This window comes from Ensifer sp. ENS11 (assembly GCF_014851895.1).
Classification (GTDB): Bacteria; Pseudomonadota; Alphaproteobacteria; order Rhizobiales; family Rhizobiaceae; genus Ensifer; species Ensifer canadensis.
Genome location: NZ_JACVAN010000009.1, coordinates 183,334 through 199,021, shown reverse-complemented (window position 1 = coordinate 199,021; position 15,688 = coordinate 183,334). Strand labels below are relative to the sequence as shown.

The 15,688-nt window shown below is 59.7% G+C and carries 16 protein-coding genes; 3 read left to right on the top strand and 13 right to left on the bottom strand.

Annotated features, from left to right (window positions below):
* Window positions 1-3: 3 nt before the first annotated feature.
* From IB264_RS19195 to IB264_RS19160, 8 genes are all read right to left on the bottom strand, one after another.
* Complete coding sequence (locus IB264_RS19195) at window positions 4-888, bottom strand: ABC transporter permease subunit (protein WP_041692911.1); 885 nt, start codon at window positions 886-888, stop codon at window positions 4-6.
* A gap of 12 nt (window positions 889-900) precedes the next feature.
* The gene (locus IB264_RS19190) at window positions 901-1,971 is read right to left on the bottom strand and encodes an ABC transporter ATP-binding protein (RefSeq protein ID WP_244494260.1); all 1,071 of its coding nucleotides are present in this window, start codon (window positions 1,969-1,971) and stop codon (window positions 901-903) included.
* Window positions 1,972-2,007: 36 nt separating this feature from the next.
* Complete coding sequence (locus tag IB264_RS19185) at window positions 2,008-3,114, bottom strand: polyamine ABC transporter substrate-binding protein (RefSeq protein WP_025430134.1); 1,107 nt, start codon at window positions 3,112-3,114, stop codon at window positions 2,008-2,010.
* Between the two features lie 389 nt (window positions 3,115-3,503).
* A complete protein-coding gene (locus IB264_RS19180; RefSeq protein WP_025430135.1) occupies window positions 3,504-4,490 on the bottom strand; it encodes a carbohydrate kinase family protein in 987 nt (328 codons plus the stop codon).
* 10 nt (window positions 4,491-4,500) lie between these two features.
* Window positions 4,501-5,703, bottom strand: a complete 1,203-nt coding sequence (locus tag IB264_RS19175) for a PLP-dependent aspartate aminotransferase family protein (protein ID WP_025430136.1) — start codon at window positions 5,701-5,703, stop codon at window positions 4,501-4,503.
* A 47-nt stretch (window positions 5,704-5,750) separates the two neighbouring features.
* Window positions 5,751-6,587: a carbohydrate ABC transporter permease gene (locus IB264_RS19170; RefSeq protein WP_025430137.1), complete on the bottom strand. Its 837-nt coding sequence runs from the start codon at window positions 6,585-6,587 to the stop codon at window positions 5,751-5,753.
* A gap of 3 nt (window positions 6,588-6,590) precedes the next feature.
* Window positions 6,591-7,493 (bottom strand): carbohydrate ABC transporter permease, encoded by a 903-nt coding sequence (locus IB264_RS19165; RefSeq protein WP_025430138.1) that lies wholly within the window; start codon window positions 7,491-7,493, stop codon window positions 6,591-6,593.
* A gap of 73 nt (window positions 7,494-7,566) precedes the next feature.
* Window positions 7,567-8,820 carry an ABC transporter substrate-binding protein gene (locus IB264_RS19160; RefSeq protein ID WP_113567368.1) on the bottom strand — a complete coding sequence of 418 codons (1,254 nt, stop codon included), beginning with the start codon at window positions 8,818-8,820 and terminating at the stop codon, window positions 7,567-7,569.
* 148 nt (window positions 8,821-8,968) lie between these two features.
* On the opposite strand from IB264_RS19160, the gene IB264_RS19155 reads away from it, so the two are divergent.
* From IB264_RS19155 to IB264_RS19145, 3 genes are all read left to right on the top strand, one after another.
* Window positions 8,969-9,826 (top strand): MurR/RpiR family transcriptional regulator, encoded by an 858-nt coding sequence (locus tag IB264_RS19155; protein WP_081789031.1) that lies wholly within the window; start codon window positions 8,969-8,971, stop codon window positions 9,824-9,826.
* A gap of 19 nt (window positions 9,827-9,845) precedes the next feature.
* Window positions 9,846-10,523 (top strand): phosphoribosylanthranilate isomerase, encoded by a 678-nt coding sequence (locus IB264_RS19150; protein WP_025430140.1) that lies wholly within the window; start codon window positions 9,846-9,848, stop codon window positions 10,521-10,523.
* A 509-nt stretch (window positions 10,524-11,032) separates the two neighbouring features.
* Complete coding sequence (locus IB264_RS19145) at window positions 11,033-11,266, top strand: BrnA antitoxin family protein (RefSeq protein WP_025430141.1); 234 nt, start codon at window positions 11,033-11,035, stop codon at window positions 11,264-11,266.
* Window positions 11,267-11,457: 191 nt separating this feature from the next.
* Here the strand turns inward: IB264_RS19145 and IB264_RS19140 are convergent, their stop codons facing one another.
* From IB264_RS19140 to IB264_RS19120, 5 genes are all read right to left on the bottom strand, one after another.
* Window positions 11,458-12,624, bottom strand: coding sequence for an AI-2E family transporter (locus IB264_RS19140; protein WP_025430142.1), 1,167 nt, complete (start codon window positions 12,622-12,624; stop codon window positions 11,458-11,460).
* Between the two features lie 73 nt (window positions 12,625-12,697).
* Entirely contained in the window at window positions 12,698-13,198 is a 501-nt protein-coding gene (locus IB264_RS19135; protein WP_375154973.1) for a hypothetical protein, read from the bottom strand.
* Between the two features lie 69 nt (window positions 13,199-13,267).
* Window positions 13,268-14,107, bottom strand: coding sequence for a polyphosphate kinase 2 (ppk2, locus tag IB264_RS19130; RefSeq protein WP_041692912.1), 840 nt, complete (start codon window positions 14,105-14,107; stop codon window positions 13,268-13,270).
* 764 nt (window positions 14,108-14,871) lie between these two features.
* On the bottom strand, window positions 14,872-15,282 hold the full coding sequence (locus IB264_RS19125; RefSeq protein ID WP_192433915.1) for a type II toxin-antitoxin system VapC family toxin: 411 nt from the start codon (window positions 15,280-15,282) through the stop codon (window positions 14,872-14,874).
* Window positions 15,279-15,512 (bottom strand): AbrB/MazE/SpoVT family DNA-binding domain-containing protein, encoded by a 234-nt coding sequence (locus IB264_RS19120; protein WP_025430146.1) that lies wholly within the window; start codon window positions 15,510-15,512, stop codon window positions 15,279-15,281. The genes IB264_RS19125 and IB264_RS19120 overlap by 4 nt, the downstream gene beginning before the upstream one ends.
* Between the last annotated feature and the right edge of the window lie 176 nt (window positions 15,513-15,688).

Sequence of the window (15,688 nt, the reverse complement as noted above, 5' to 3'; positions counted from 1 at the left end):
TCCTCATTTAGAGGTTCGAGACAAACGTGTCTGAAACAGGACGATGGGTATCACCAGGATGACGAGAAGCAGCACGGTGACGGCGGAGGCCACCGGCCAGTCCCGGTTGTTGAAGAACTCTATCCAGATCGTCCTGCCGATCATCTGTGTGTCTGCACCTCCAAGCAGGTCAGGCACGACGAATTCGCCGATGACCGGGATGAAGACCAGTGCACATCCTGCGGCAACACCCCTCAAACTGAGCGGAAAGGTGACGCGCCAGAACGCTGCAATGCGCGAGCAACCGAGATCGCGTGCCGCCTCGATCAAGGTACGGTCGCTGGCACTGAGATTGGCGTAGATCGGCAGCACCATGAACGGCAGGTAGGTGTAGACGATGCCGATATAGATCGCGGTCTCGGTGTTCATGATCCGCAGCGGCTCGGAAATGATGCCGAGGTTAAGGAGCAGCGAATTCAACAGCCCGTCGTTGCGCAGAATGCTCATCCAGGCATAGACGCGGATCAGCATCGAGCTCCAGAACGGCACGATCACGAGGAAGATGAGGAAGGAGCGCGACGCCGGCGCGCAACTTGCAATGCCGTAGGCGAGCGGATAGGCGATCGCCAGCATCAGTATCGTCGAAATCGACGCCACCTTCAGGCTCGTGAGATAGGCAAGGAGATAGGTGTTTTCACCCAGCACAAAAATGAAGTTCTCGAGATTGAGCCGAATGCTGAGCAGCGATCCCTGCCAGGCAAATAGCGGCTCATAGGGTGGCATGCCGAGGCGAACGGACGAGAGGCTGATCGCCAGCACGAGCAGAAACGGCATGAGAAAGAACACGGCCAGCCAGCCATAGGGCACGAGCAGCAGTGCGCGCCGGCCGAGATCAGGTTTTGATTGCATCGTGTCGTTCCCCTAGTCGGCCAGCAGACGGGCGGCCTGCGGCATCCATGAGGCATAAACGGTGTCACCGACCGCCAGATCGTCCTCAGCGCCCAGATTGACGCGCAGCGCGTCCAGCGTTACCCCGCTCTTCAGGCGCACCCGATAGTGGCGCCCTGCCCCGGCGTAGCTGAATTGCTCGATGACGCCCTCAAGACCGCTGCCCTGTTTGTTGAGCTCGACCCTCTCCGGCCGCACCGAGACCCAGAAGCGGCCATTGGCAGAAATATGGTCACTGGCGGTGGCAAAGATCGAACCGCCGGCCTCAGCACTTTCGACCGACAGCTCGTTGCCGGAACGTTTGGAAGTGCCGCCTTCGAACACGTTCGCTTCGCCGAGGAATTTCGCGACATAGCGGGAAACCGGTGTTTCGTAGACTTCGGCAGGCGACCCGATTTGCAGCACCTTGCCCTGCCGCATGATCGCGATGCGCGACGACACGGTCATTGCCTCATGCTGGTCGTGGGTGACGATGATGAAGGTTAGCCCCAGCTCCCGCTGAAGCCTGACCAATTCGTGCTGGGTTTCGGTGCGCAGGTTCTTGTCAAGCGCACCGAGAGGTTCGTCCAGCAACAGCACCTTCGGCCGCTTGACCAGTGCCCGCGCCAACGCGACCCGTTGCCTTTGTCCTCCAGACAGCTGTTGCGGCTTGCGATCCAGCAGTGCCGTCAGTTGCAGCTTTTCGGCCACCTCGCCCACACGCTGCCGGATCTCAGCTCCTGCCAGCCGGTCCTGCTGCAGGCCGAAGGCGATATTCTTGCCCACTGACAGATGGGGAAACAGCGCGTAGGACTGGAACATCATGTTCGTTGGTCGGCGATGGGCCGAAACGTCCGTCACATCTTCCCCGTCGAGCCGGACGACCCCCGATGTCGGCGTTTCGAAACCGGCGATCATGCGCAGCAAGGTCGACTTGCCGCATCCGGATGGACCAAGAAGCGAGAAGAATTCCCCCTTCCCGATACCGATCGAGATATTGTCGACGGCGCTGAACAGACCGAAGGACTTGGAAAGATTCTCAATTGATACGTAAGATTGCAACACGGATGTCCTTCTGCTCCCGCTTTTCAGGCAAGACATTCAGTTGCCGGCCCTAAACGCGGTCCACACCCGGGTCCGCTCGCGCGCCTGGCGTGGCGGCAGCGACTTGTCGACGAAGAGCTTGGCGCGAACTTCCGCGGGCGGATAGACGTTCGGGTCCGTGCGGATCGCCTCGTCGACCAGCGGCGTGGCAGCAGCATTGGCGTTGGCGTAAAACACGTGATTGCTGATGTCGGCGACTGTCTTCGGCTCGAGAACGTAGTCGATGAAGGCCAGTGCCTGCTCTGGATCGGGCGCATCGCCGGGCACGGCCATGGTATCGAAGGAGATGATCGTGCCTTCCTTCGGGATTGAATAATTGACCGCGATGCCGTTGTTGGCTTCCTCGGCGCGCGCTGCAGCAATGCCCGCGTCACCGCTCCACATCATCGCCAGGCACAGCTGGCCGGATGCCATGTCCGCCACCAGTTGGCCGCTCTGCATGTGCCGGATGTAGGGGCGTAACGTCAGGAGCAGGTCCTTGGCTCTGTCAAGATCTTCCTGTTTTGTCGAATAAGGATCGAGCCCGAGATAGTTCAGGGCGATCGGCACCACCTCGTTTGGCGCATCGACGATGCCAATGCCGCAGTCCTGAAACTTTTTCGCCAGTTCCGGCTTGAAGAACATGTCCAGGCTGTTAGTCGGGGCGTCGCCGACCCGCTCCTCAACGAGCTTCGGATTGTAGGCAATCCCTGTCGTCAGCCACATGTACGGGACGAGGTACTGATTGCCCGGATCGTGTTCGGCAACGAGCTTCAGGAGATCCTTGTCCAAATTCTTATAGTTTTTGAGACTGGAAGCATCGATCGGCTTCAGTGCACCCGATTGGATGAGCCGCTCGCCGACGGTCGCGCTTGGAAAGGCAACATCGAAACCGCTTCCCCCTGCCAGCAAGCGTGTCTCCAGGACCTCCAGCGAATCGAAGAAATCGACACGCGCGTCCACGCCGCTACGCTTTGCGAAGTTAGAAACTGTGTCTTCGGCAAAATAGTCGGAGAAGTTATAGATAAACAGCTTCTCATCGGCCCTCGCTCCCCCCTGCCCATAGAGCAAGGCGATCGAAGCGATGGCAACCGAGTGCATCAGCGAACGGCACGAACCAGACATGTTCCCTCCCAAGGCAGAATGGCCTTCGTTTCGGGAAAAACTGCGGGGCCAGGCGCAATGGGTCAACACTCCCTTTGGCTAGGCTGGGCGGCTGTTCGATGCCGCTGCACATGATCTTCAGCTTTGAAAGCCCATGTTTCCAAGGGCTCAGCACGACTATGCCGCGCCGGATCCGGATGCTGTGTAGAGGAACGCAGGGAGTGATTTCAGCCGAAGCACAGATTGCCTGCGGCTCCGATTTGAGCGCGTTGCCGGCGACATTGCTCCAGCGGCGTCATTGGCCGAAGCCGCGAGAAAAAGGTGACGGGCAAGGGCGCCTCGTCGAGCGAACAGAGACATACGCCTGCCAGCCCGTTTCGGTGTGAATCCTGCAGGACTTGGGCCGAGAGTTACCGTCGTCCCAATTGTTCGTCGGAGCCCGCTATGCCAGGTCTGTTGCCGTTACTGACGGAAATCAGCTTCGTGACTTCTGTCAGCGTGGGCATCGACAATCCCGCTCCCTGCCGGGTCACTGCAACGGCCCCGAACGCATTTGCAAGCCGGCAGCATTCGGATCCAGGCAATCCCGACACGCGCCCGATTATATGTCCTGCCGCGAAGGCATCACCCGCCCCTGTCGTGTCGACCGTAGCGACGGAAAACCACGGCGCGCTTTCAGCCCCGGAGTTTTGGTAGAGAGACGAACCCGTGACATCATGCTTGAGCGCGATCCTTCGCACGCCCTGACGCAACAGGGACTTGATCGCCTCTTCAACAGGAATTTCGGAGCCTTCTCCCGCAAGCGGTGCAAGATCGGCCCTGCCGAGCATGATGGTATCGAGCTTCGGCAGCAGATTGCGCACATGCGGCGCGACCGACAACGCAACACCAGCAGGAATATCCAGTGTCACGGGGATCCCGTGCCGCTGCGCAAGCTCGATCGCTCTATATGCTGCGTCGGATTGTGGACTTTGCAACAAGGCGTAGCCGGAGAGATGGAACAGCGCCGCATCCTCGAACGGTGCGTCGACGATCGATGCCGGGGACAGGTGTGCGTTGGCCCCACGATAGGCAAACATCGTTCGCTCACCGCTCTTGCCGACGGTCACGATGTTCGTTTGCGTGGGCTCAGACGGGTCCCGGCCGATCCACGCCGTCGAAACACCGATGTCCTCGAGCCACGACAGCGCCTGCTCTCCCAAGGCATCTTGCCCCACGCGCCCGATCAGCCGGCAGTCGTGGCCGGCGCGTGACAGCGCGATAGCGGTATTCGTGGCTGAGCCGCCCAGCATGTGCCGCTGGGCCGTTGCGATCGCCTCTCCTCCCTCGAGCGGATACTCGGGGATATCAAGCACGAGGTCGATATTGATATCGCCAAGGAGGACGATCGCTGCCATTGCGCAAACCCTAGAGATCGAGATGCATTTGTTCTATCGCCTGATCTACGTCGGCGATGATGTCGTCAACATGCTCGATACCGACCGAGAAGCGCACCAGGCCATCGACAACGCCCATCGCCTCCCGCTCCTGGCTGGGAATATCGAGAAAGGCCATGGTCGCCGGCATCTGCGTCGTGGTGCGCAGTCCGCCGAGGCTTGCCGCGAACGAACCGAGCTTCAGCCGCTTCAAGAGCCGTACGCCCGAAGCCTCGTCTTCGACGCAGAAGGAGAGCATGGCGCCACCGCCGCGCAACTGCTCGCTCGCCGAGGCATGGTTCGGATGCGAGGGCAGCCCCGGATAGAAGACACGTTTGACCTTGGGATGCGCTTCAAGATGTTTTGCAAGGGCAAGCGCATTGGCGCACTGCTTTTCCAGGCGGAGTGCAAGCGTCTGCGCACCGCGCAACAACAGCCAGGCGTTGAACGGCGACAGCGGCGCGCCGAGCTTGTTGAGCGTATTCCAGCGGACGTCCTCCAGCCAATCCGCAGGCAGGATGTCGGACTTCAGCGTGATCACCCCGCCGACCGCGTCGTTGTGGCCGCCGATGAATTTGGTGGCGCTTTCGACCACGACGTCGACGCCGAATTCGTGAGGCCGGCAAACGGCCGGAGACGCGAAGGTGTTGTCGCAAATGACCACGATGCCGCGCGAATGGGCGAGCTCCACCAGCGCTTTGAGCGGCGGCACCTTCATGGTTGGATTGGCGATCGCCTCGACATAGAGAACTTTGGTCTCATCGGTAAACGCGTTTTCGACCGCTCGGACATCGGTGCAATCGACAAGGCTCACTTTCAGCCCGAAATCGCCAGCGCGGTGATCGAAGAATTCGTGCGTGCTCGAATAGGTGGTGAGATCGGCAACGATGTGGTCGCCCGCTTTCAGGATGCCGAACAGCGCATGCGAGATCGCGGCCATTCCGGAAGCGGTCGCCAGGCATGCCGTGCCGCCTGTTAGCTGGGCGATATGTTCCTCGAACTTGTATTCGGTCGGGTTGCCGCAGCGCGAATAGATGTTCACTTCCTTGCGCGCACCGGCGACGATCTGGTCGTAGATGTCGCCGCCATACTGGAAATTCGCCGACATGTAGATCGGATAGCTGATCGACTGGGAATGCTCTTCGGGCGTGTAGAAGACTGCCCGGCTGGCAAAATCGAGCTCTTTAGGCGACATGAAACTTCTCCTGCATTGGACCCGGACTTGAGCCGGGTCATTAACGGCTATTCCTTGACGGCACCGCCGAGCAAAGCGGCGGTGATCTGGCGTTCGAAAAAGATGAAGAGAACCAGCGGCGCGATGGCGGCGATCAGGATGGCCGCCAGCATCACCGGATAATTGGTGATGTGCTCGCCGACGAAATCCGTGAGGCCCACGGGCAACGTCTTGCGCGCCGGATTGTTGATGAAGACGACCGGAAACAGGAAATCGTTCCAGACCCAGATCATGTTGACGATCGCCGCGGTGAACATCGCCGGGCGCGCGATCGGCAGCGCGACGCGGGCGAAGATGGACCACTCGGAAGCACCATCCATGCGCGCCGCATCGAAGAGTTCGCGCGGCAGCGTGTTGAAAAAGGCCTGCATGATGAAGATCGTGACCGGTACGTTGAAGGCGGCAGTCGGCAGCACGACACCCATATGCGTATCGAGCAGTCCGGCGCCACGAAGCATCACCACCAAGGGCACGAGCGCGACATAGGCGGGGATCGCCATGGCCGCCGTCAGGCTGAGTTCGACGGCAGGCATCCAGCGTGGCCGATAGACTGCCAGCGCGTAACCGGCGAGGGTTGACACCGCCACGGTGAGAACCGTCGCGCCGGCCATGATCAGCAGCGAGTTGACAGCGTAGCCGCCAAGCGCGCCGCCGCTCCAGGCGCCGACATAGGCGTCAAGCGAGAAGCTCGTGGGCAAAGACCAGACCGAGCGCATGAACTCCTTGTTGGTCTTGAAGGTGCTGTAGATCATCCAGATGAACGGGAAGACAACCAGCAGCACATGCAGCGTCAGGAGAACGAGGACCACCGTATTGGTGACTGTCCAGCGGCGAACGGCAGCCATGGCTCAAGTTCTCCCGCCGACGCCGGCTCTTTTCAGATACCGGAAGACGAGCCACGCGCCGACCGCCGTCAGCAGCATCTGCGTGAAGCCGATGGTTGCCGCATAGCCCATCTCGAAACTGCCGAAGCCCATCTTGTAGAGGTAGGTGGAGACCACCTCGCTTGCGTGGTTCGGGCCGCCATTGGTGAGCACAAAGACGAGCGAGAAGGTCTTGAGCGAACCGATGATCGCCAGCAGGGAATTGGCGCGAACCGCGTCGCCGACCATGGGGATGGTGATCGAGAAGAACTTGGTGAAATGGCCGGCCCCATCGATCTCGGCGGCCTCGTAGACGCTTTCGGGCACACTCCTGACCGCCGCCACGAATAGCAGGACATAAAGGCCGAGATAGGTGAAGCTCATCACCACCACTACGGCTGAGAAAGCCGTGCCGGATTCGCCGAGCCAACCGCGCTTCAGGCCATCCAGCCCAAGCGCACCGAATGCCGCGTTCACCAGACCGAAATAGGGATTGTACATGAAGCGCCAGAGCAGCCCGATGCAGATCTCGCTGACCATCACCGGCACGAGATAAAAGAACAGGAATATTCGGCTGAACGCAGGCACGATGCGCACCAGGCAATAGGCGATGCAGAGCGCAAGAAACACCTGAAAGACCATGGCCGAAAGCGCGACGAGAAGGTTGCGGCCAAGCGCCCGCCAGAAGATCGGGTCGCCGGCAAGACGGACGAAATTACCCGCTCCCTGAAATACCGGCGCAGACGCTCCGTCCCAACTGAAGAGCGAGAGCCAACCGGCATAGACGACGGGATAGGCGACGAAGGCTGCAATGAGCAGGAATGCAGGCGACAGAAACAGGAGCGCCGCTCTGTTGTGGCTGTTGGCAAAGCCCTTGTTGGTACTCATCGTTCTTGGGCTCCATGGAGGGCTCGCGCGGCGAGCGGCTTGCCGCGCAAGCTGGTCATGTTGCTGGCGCCAACTACTTGTCGGTCCGCAGCGCATCCTCGAGGCGCTTGGCCGCATCGGCCGGCGGCACCGAGCCGTCAAGCACACCCTGGAGCGACGTGTAGTAGATGTTGGTCGCAGCCGGCGGCATGGCGGTGTCATAGAAGGGATCGAGGTGGCCTGCCTTCGCCATCAGCTTGCCGCTGATATCGAACAGGACAGGCCCTGCGGCTGCCTCGGTCGTTGCGTCCTTCACCGTCACCATCGTCTTTCGAAGCTCGACATACTTCGTCATGACCTGGCTCGACGTCAGGAACTTGAGCAAGGTCACGGCATCGGCCTTGTTTTCCGCCTTCTGCGAAATGCCGAAGGTGGCGGCGACGCCGGCCAGGACGTCGGACTGGTCACCAGCCCCGTCCTTGACTGTCGGGAATGCGAAATAGCCGAGTTCGAAGCCTTCGGGCGCATCGGCGGACGCGCCGATCTGCCAGGTCCCGTTCAGCATCATGGCTGCCTGGCCGTTGAGAAAGAGCATGTTGGCTTCCTGGTCGCCCATGCCGTTGAAGCCGATCGGGAAATAGCCTTTGCTCGAAAGCGCGGCGACATGTTCCAGCGCCTTGGTCGCTTCGTCGCCGAGCGCGGCCTTGGCATCCTTGTTGACGAAGGCGGAAACGACGCCGGATCCCTTGAGGCGCATCTCGAGATACTGGAACCAGAACGTCGCCGGCCAGGCATCCTTGTTGCCAAGCGCAAACGGGACAATGCCCGCGCCCTTGATCGTCTCGGCCAATGCCAGAAGCTCATCGTAGCTCGACGGCACCGTCCAGCCTTTTTCCGCAAAAAGCGCCTTGTCGTACCAGAAGACGACGGAGTCGACATCGACGGGAACGGCGTAGGCGTGACCATCCTTGCTTGTCTGCGCGAGGGCGCTTTCGAGGAAACTGTCGCCCCAGCCGTCCTTGGCAAGGTCTGCGTCGAGCGCATACATCTGCCCGCCATTGACGAAGGCATTCAGAAAGCCGCCGGGCAGCGTGTAGAATACGTCAGGCGGGTTGCCCGACGCCATGGCCGTGTTGAGCTTGGTCTTATAGGCCGACTGTTCGGCCGCAACGACATCCAGCTTGATGTCGGGATGCGCCTTGGCGAATTCGTCCAGGGCGAAATTGATGAAGTCGACCTTGTCCTGTTGGCCCGCATAGGCGTGCCAGAAGGACAGCTCACCGGCTGCGGCCGGAAGGGCGGTCAGCACCATGGCCGCACCAGCAATCAACAAACGCTTCAGTCCCATGACATCCTCCCAGAAGTCCAGCAGCGCATCTTCTCGCGTTGATGTAGTGATGCCACATCATATAAGTCGTGTCTATAGTGACACCACAACATGACTATGCTAGCCTCTTCGCCAAGGCGCACCGCCAACCCGAAAAAAGGCCCCGTCAATGGTCAATGATTTGCGAGGCAACAGCAGCATTCCGGCCAGCATCCGGCTGCGAAGTGTGTTGCCGAAATTGTCAGATTCCGAACGGCGCGTGGCGCTTTGGATGCTCGACAACAGCGACAGCGCAATCCGCCAGTCGATGTCGGCAATCGCGCAGGCGACGGATGTCAGTGATACGACCGTGCTGCGCATGTGCCGCACCGCGGGCTTTGAAGGGTTCACCGATCTCAAGCTGGCGATGGCTCAAGAGCCGCGCATCGTTCAAGCCGAGATGTCGTCCGAGCCACAGACAAGCGACCTGCAGGCCGCAAGCCGATTGTTTCGCGCAATCGGCCAGGCCCTGACCGATACGCTCGGTGTTCTCGATGAAAAGACCCTTGCCGAGGCGATCGATCTGATGGCCGGTGCCAAGCACATTTTGGTCGGCGGCGTGGGCGGGTCCGGCATCGTCGCGCAGGCATTTTATCAACGCTGTATCCGGCTGGGACTGCGATGCGATGCGCCAGTCGATTCCCAACTGCAGATCATGCATGCGGCGCTGACCGGACCGGGCGATCTCGTCGTCGCCATTTCCTATTCCGGCATTACCAGCGATCCGGTTCTCGTGCTGCAGGAAGCCAAGGCGCGCGGCGCCTCAACGCTCTGTATCACCGGCAACAGCAGCTCACCGCTGGCGCGCCTCGCCGATGTCGTGCTCGTCAGCGTCTCGCATGAGCAGGGCAGCGAGCCGATGGCAGCGCAGATCGCGCAGATGACATTGGTCGATGCGCTCTATTCCGTTTTTGCCGCACGCAATGCCGAGCGGGTTCAACTCACCGAGGAGCGCATGGTCAAGGCGATCCTCCCGAAATCAATCTAGCCAAAACACGAGCAGGGCATTGAAAACACAAATCTATACCATGCAGACAGTTGCCGAGGCCCTGGCTGCGGCGAAAGTCGGCGTCGACTATCTCGGCCTCACACCTTCGAACCGTGGCCTGCCCGGCGAGATCAGCTTCGCCACTGCGCGCGAGATCGCCGATGCCCTTAAGGGCAAGGCACAACGGGTGGCGCTGTCGGTGGAGAGTGATCTCGAGGCGATCGCCGAGATGGTGGACGCGGTGCAGCCTGATGTGCTGCATCTGTGTGGCGACATCGAGCTCGTGACCCCTGAGCACGTCAAGACGTTGCGCACGAAGCTGCTGGCAAAATACCGCGACCTGAAGATCCTCCAGGCCATACCGATGACCGGGCCGGAGGCGCTCGATCACGCAGCTCGCTTCGAGCCGTTTGCGGACATCTTCATCCTGGATTCCGTCGCTGCCCATATCGGCGGCATTGGCGCTGCCGGCGTCACCCATGACTGGTCGCTCAGCCGCGAGATCGTAAAACGCAGCAAACGGCCGGTGATCCTGGCGGGCGGCCTCAAGCCGGAGAACGTCGCAGCTGCGATCGAGGCTGTCCGGCCCTGGGCGGTGGACTCACTCACCCATACGAATCGCGCTCTTCCCGAAGGTGGCTTTCGCAAGGACATCGACAAGATTGCGACCTTCGTGGCTGCCGCGAAGCACGCCTGAAATTGACGTGCTTTCATCTCGTTCCTCCGGGATGGCCTGACGAACCCGAGCACCTCGGCCGCCAGGCAGTTCGGGAGAGACGAGACTTGTCCTACTGCATGTTTCCTTAAATCGTCTTTGATTTAAGGATAAAAACATGCAGCAATTCAAAGTGCTACAGCGACCTTTGCGCGTCTAATAAGACGGGCGGCGCTGTAGCTTTCGCCGGCGTGGTCGTCTTGCAGGTCCACCAGCGCCCGCCGATCCGCCGCTGTCACCGCGCAATAGGGTGACCGGCACCCGATTGTATTGACGAACCTTGTGGGGGAACGCCCTGGTCGGCCGCTGCAATTTCGAACGCTTGGCACGCCGCTGCAGCAAGACCATCGAAACGGACAGAATACGGCGGGTCGCGCGCATATGGGTCTGTTTCAGTGGCGTGCCGGTCTGCCGCCTGTTACTGAAGCAATGTATCGCTTAGTTGAACGAGCGGGACGACAGGACCCCATCGGCCACGAAAGGAAGCGACCATGGCGACGACACCACGAAGACCATCCAATCCAAAAGATGCCGCCGAGGCGCTGTTCAGGCCGGCGAAGAAGGTGGCAGCTCCCGCGGTCGAAAGACCTGCGATCCCGAACACCAAGGAACTCGTATCGCTGAAGATCGACAGCGATGTGCTCGCCCATTTCCAGGCGGACGGGCCCGGCTGGCAGGATCGTATCAACGATACCTTGCGCGCCGCCATGAAACCGTCAGTTTGATCGTCGGCGCTGAACGCGGCGTAATTTAGCGCGCCTTGAGCGTCATCGAACCGCAGATCTCTCACTCATCGCTGCGCGCTATTGCTGCCCCCCGGCGCCTTTGGGAAGGCATCGCCCGTCCGCGAAGGCGCTTCGGGTAGCCGGACGCCCAAATAGCGAGGGGAGCGCGACGGCGCCAACGGCATCATAGGCTAGCCTTGAATACCGGTGTCAGAAACGACTCCGCCGCTTTGCCGGGCCGGGCGCTGATCTGGCTGCGCAGCTATCCTGTCTGAACGGATCCAGACGGCAAGAAGGTCATAAAAGACGCTGAGCACAATCGGGCCCAGAAACAGGCCGATCAATCCATAGGCAAGCGTGCCGCCGAGTACCCCGACCAGGATGACGAGCATTGGTGTGGAAAGGCCACGAGCGACCAGAATGGGCTTCATAATGTTGTCGATCAACGCGATCGGAACGAGGAGAAGCGTCATGAGCAAGGCTGACTGGAACTCCATTGTCATCCATCCCCACACGATCAGGGGCAGGAAAACAGGAAACGGCCCGATTTGCACGATACACAGGATCATCACGACAAACGCGATCAACCCGGCTGCGGGCACCGCGAAGAGCTTCAGAACCAACGCGCACAATATCGTCTGAATGAAGGCCACGCCGATGACGCCTCTTGCGACGTTTCGGATCGTGGCGGTTGCAAGACGTACGAACCCTTGCCCTCGCTCTCCGGCGATCCTGTGCGCAAACACATTCAAGAACTCGGAGATCTTCAAGCCAGGGCGAAACAGAAAGCCGGTGACAATCACCGACGCAATGAAACCTACAAATCCCAACCCGATGCTGGCAAGAACGCCGATGGCCTTGCTGCCGGCTTGCAGCAGTGCCGGTTGGAACCGGTTAAGGGCGGCCGCCAGATTGTTTGAAGCAAGACTCCAGGCATTGTAGATCCGCTCTCCGATGATGGGCCAGTTCCGAACGGCCTCTGGCGGCGCCGGCATGATTGCCTCGCTACCCTTGAGCTTTTCGTACACCACTTGCGCGCCGTCGAGCGAACCGAAGATGAGAGCCGACAATGGGCCGATAATGAGGGAAAGGTTCACCAGCGTAATGAGCACGGCCGCGAGCTTTCCGCGACCACCAAGCATTTTTTCAAGCCTGCGATAAAGCGGATACTGCGCGACCGCCAGGATAGCGGCCCATATGCCGATAATGGCAAAGGGTACCACTAGCGTCAGCGACCAATAGGCAAACAGCCCAACGATACCGAACCGGACGAGGTCCGTGATCCGTGTTTCGATTGAGGCCGTCGCCACCGGAGCAGGCGCTAAACTATTGCTTTTACCAAGTCGATCGTCATCCATGACAGCGCCCCCGCCCCCTCGCAAGACGAACATATGGCAAGGCAGTTAGATCCTGCCCTGCCACCATTTCGAGCTAAGCTATTGGCGCTTCCCAGTTCAGGAAGAAGCCGATATCCCCGGGTATCCCCCCAGGGAACGTGACCACCATTGCCTTCAGCTTGTAGCCCTGAGGTTGCGCGGCAGCTTTAAATCGATCGTACAGTTCCTTGGCCTTGCCCTGCAGCGTCTCGGGCCATTGCGGATCGGCATTGTTGATTGCCCTGCCGTTGTCGGTGCAGAAATCGGAGGGAAACGTGTAGACGAGCGCCTCCATCTTTCCATCTGCAACAGCCCGCATGACCACCTTGCGGATGATTGCCCGCTCCGCTTCGCCGACGTGATCCTTGAAGAATTCATCGGCGAACTTCGCGCGTTCCTCACGCTCCCGATCCCTGATCTTGTCGTCGCGTTCCATTGCGGCGAGCTGTTTTTCGAGCAAGTTCTTGCGCAGATCGGCCGCGGTCGGAATGGCGGCGGGCTGTCCTGTATCTTTTTCCGCACTCATCGCTTTATCTCCAACAAATTGTTCGCTCATCGAGTGGTTCAGGCATCGAACGGGGAATGCAGGCGTCCCAGCACCATCGCTCCGTCGTTGCCTGCATTTCTAGTGACCGGCGGATCCCTGGATATCCGGCACCACATTACGCGGGCTCGTGTCTTCAATAAAGCCCGACGGCCGCTTCTGACGCTTACCGAGCTCGGGTTCTTCGAACTTCACGCGCTCGTAGGGTATCGATTTGAGGATGTGCGAGATGCAGTTGATGCGCGCGCGCTTTTTATTGTCCGAGGGAACAATCCACCAAGGCGCGAGTTGGCTATCCGTCATCCGGATCATCTCGTCATAGGCACGCGTATAATCCCACCAGCGGCGATAGGATTCCAGATCCATTGGGCTCAGTTTCCATTGCCTCAACGGGTCATCGATACGGCGGCGGAAGCGACGCTCTTGCTCATCCTCGCTCACTGTCAGGAAATACTTCAGCAAAGTGACGCCATTCTCAACGATCGCCGCTTCAAACCGCGGCAGCGCCTCGAGAAAGTGTCGCGCCTTCTTTTCCGTACAGAACCCCATGACGCGCTCGACCCCCGGCCTGTTGTACCAGCTGCGGTCAAAGATCACGACTTCCCCGGCGGCAGGCAGATGAGCAATGTAGCGCTGCATGTACATCTGGGACTTCTCCCGGTCCGTGGGTGCAGGCAGGGCGACCACACGGAAGACCCGCGGGCTCACCCACTGGGTTATGCGCTTGATGACGCCCCCCTTTCCGGCGGCATCACGTCCCTCGAAGATGATGACGATACGTGCTCCTGACTTTTGCACCCAGGCCTGCAGATACGACAACTCGACCTGCAACTTTACGAGGCGCTTTTCGTAACGACGCGCCTCTTTCTTCGTTTTTTTTTCACTTTGTGCCTCAATGGGCCTATCGGTTATGTCGTCCATTTCTTTGTCCTCACGTTTCTCCACCCTTCGATTTATTGCCTTGTCGAAAGCACGTCGTTTGCCCGGCTGGACAGGCGCACACGAAGGGATCAGTTCGCGCGTCAATGGAACGCGTCCTGCCCGAAAGCCTTCTTGGCGACCGAATAAGACTTGCTGCGCTCGCCCTTGCCTGTGCGGGTTTCCTCAACGACACGAGTTGAGGGTTCCGCACCCGGTCCGGGGCATCGAATTCGGGGCTTGATTGGATACGGGTAAGCTGTGTTTCTAATTCAGCGTCGGTCGGCGTTGTCGCGCAAGCCGCCTCCGAGCCGCCTTCAATGCCAAAATCCATGTTCTTCCCCCCAAAGTCTTAAGGAGGGCGCACGAGCCAACACCGCCCGATGCTCGCTGCGTGTTTGCGCTCGTGCCGCACAACGTCAGGCTACATTATTATCTATGCATATGCGAATGTTTTGTCCGGACCATAATGCCTATCATTAACGATCCACGTCGCTCCAAGCTGGAACACTTTGGCGGCGCCTTGACCGGAAGTTACTACCGTGTCGGACATGCTGATGCGGAAGGCTCGGCGCCCTTGTTGAGGCCGGCTTAAGTCCAAAGCCAGGAGGCCCTGTCTCTTTCGTAATCGACGAGGACAGCTTGCACCTGTTCGATGAAGCAAGCGGGATGTCGCTGTTGAATTCGTGACGAAGGAGGAGCGTCAGCCTTGGTATCGAAACGGCCTGCCCGGCGCCAACCACTTTGAAGCCGAGCGCGCCGCGTCGCTAGGTCGGCATATGCGGCGCGATCAACGTCAAAGTGGGGAAATAGGTCCGATAGCGGCCGACATCACGCGTCAGTAACGGCAAGCCGCTGACGGCCGCATGCGCACCAATGAAGAAATCGGGGAGCACTCCGGTCCTTGTGCCGCCTGCCTTGCGATATCGCGTAAAGACCTTGCTTGCCAGAAAGAGAGCCTCGCGAGGCACTGCCGTCAGTTCCAAGCCTGCCTGGTCAACCAATGTTTCGACATCTTCGATCCGATCGTAGCGGACGACCAGTTCGGCATAGACAATGTCGTTGATCCACAGTTTCCCGCGAAGGCTTGCGTTTTCGAGCTGGGTTATGGACCAGTCAACCCATGTCGGATCGTCGGTTACAACGTCGAGAAGAACATTCGTGTCTACCAGTATCACGGTTCGCCACGCGTCAGGGCCATGATAGCGTCAGTATCCAGCCCCTTGCCGGCGTGTCCTCGCAGCTTCGAAAAGCGGCTGGGTTGCTGCTTTTTAGCCGCATGTACCAGCACGATGCTTCCATCCGGGGCGCGCTGGAAATCAACCTTGCTTCCAGGCACGATACCCAGGAGGTCGCGCACTGGCTTCGGGATCGTAACCTGCCCCTTGGCTGTAACTGTCGTGGTCATTGTCGGTACCGTTGTAAGGAATGGTTTCATCAAGGTATTACTTCGCAGCCCGGCTTTCAAGAGGAGCGGCCGCACAGCGTCTGGTTGCGACACGCCCCTCAGGCTAAAGGTCGGCCGACGCGATAGGACACGATCTCAGCTAGGTGAGGCGCGTGGGTTATCCAGACGCCGAGACG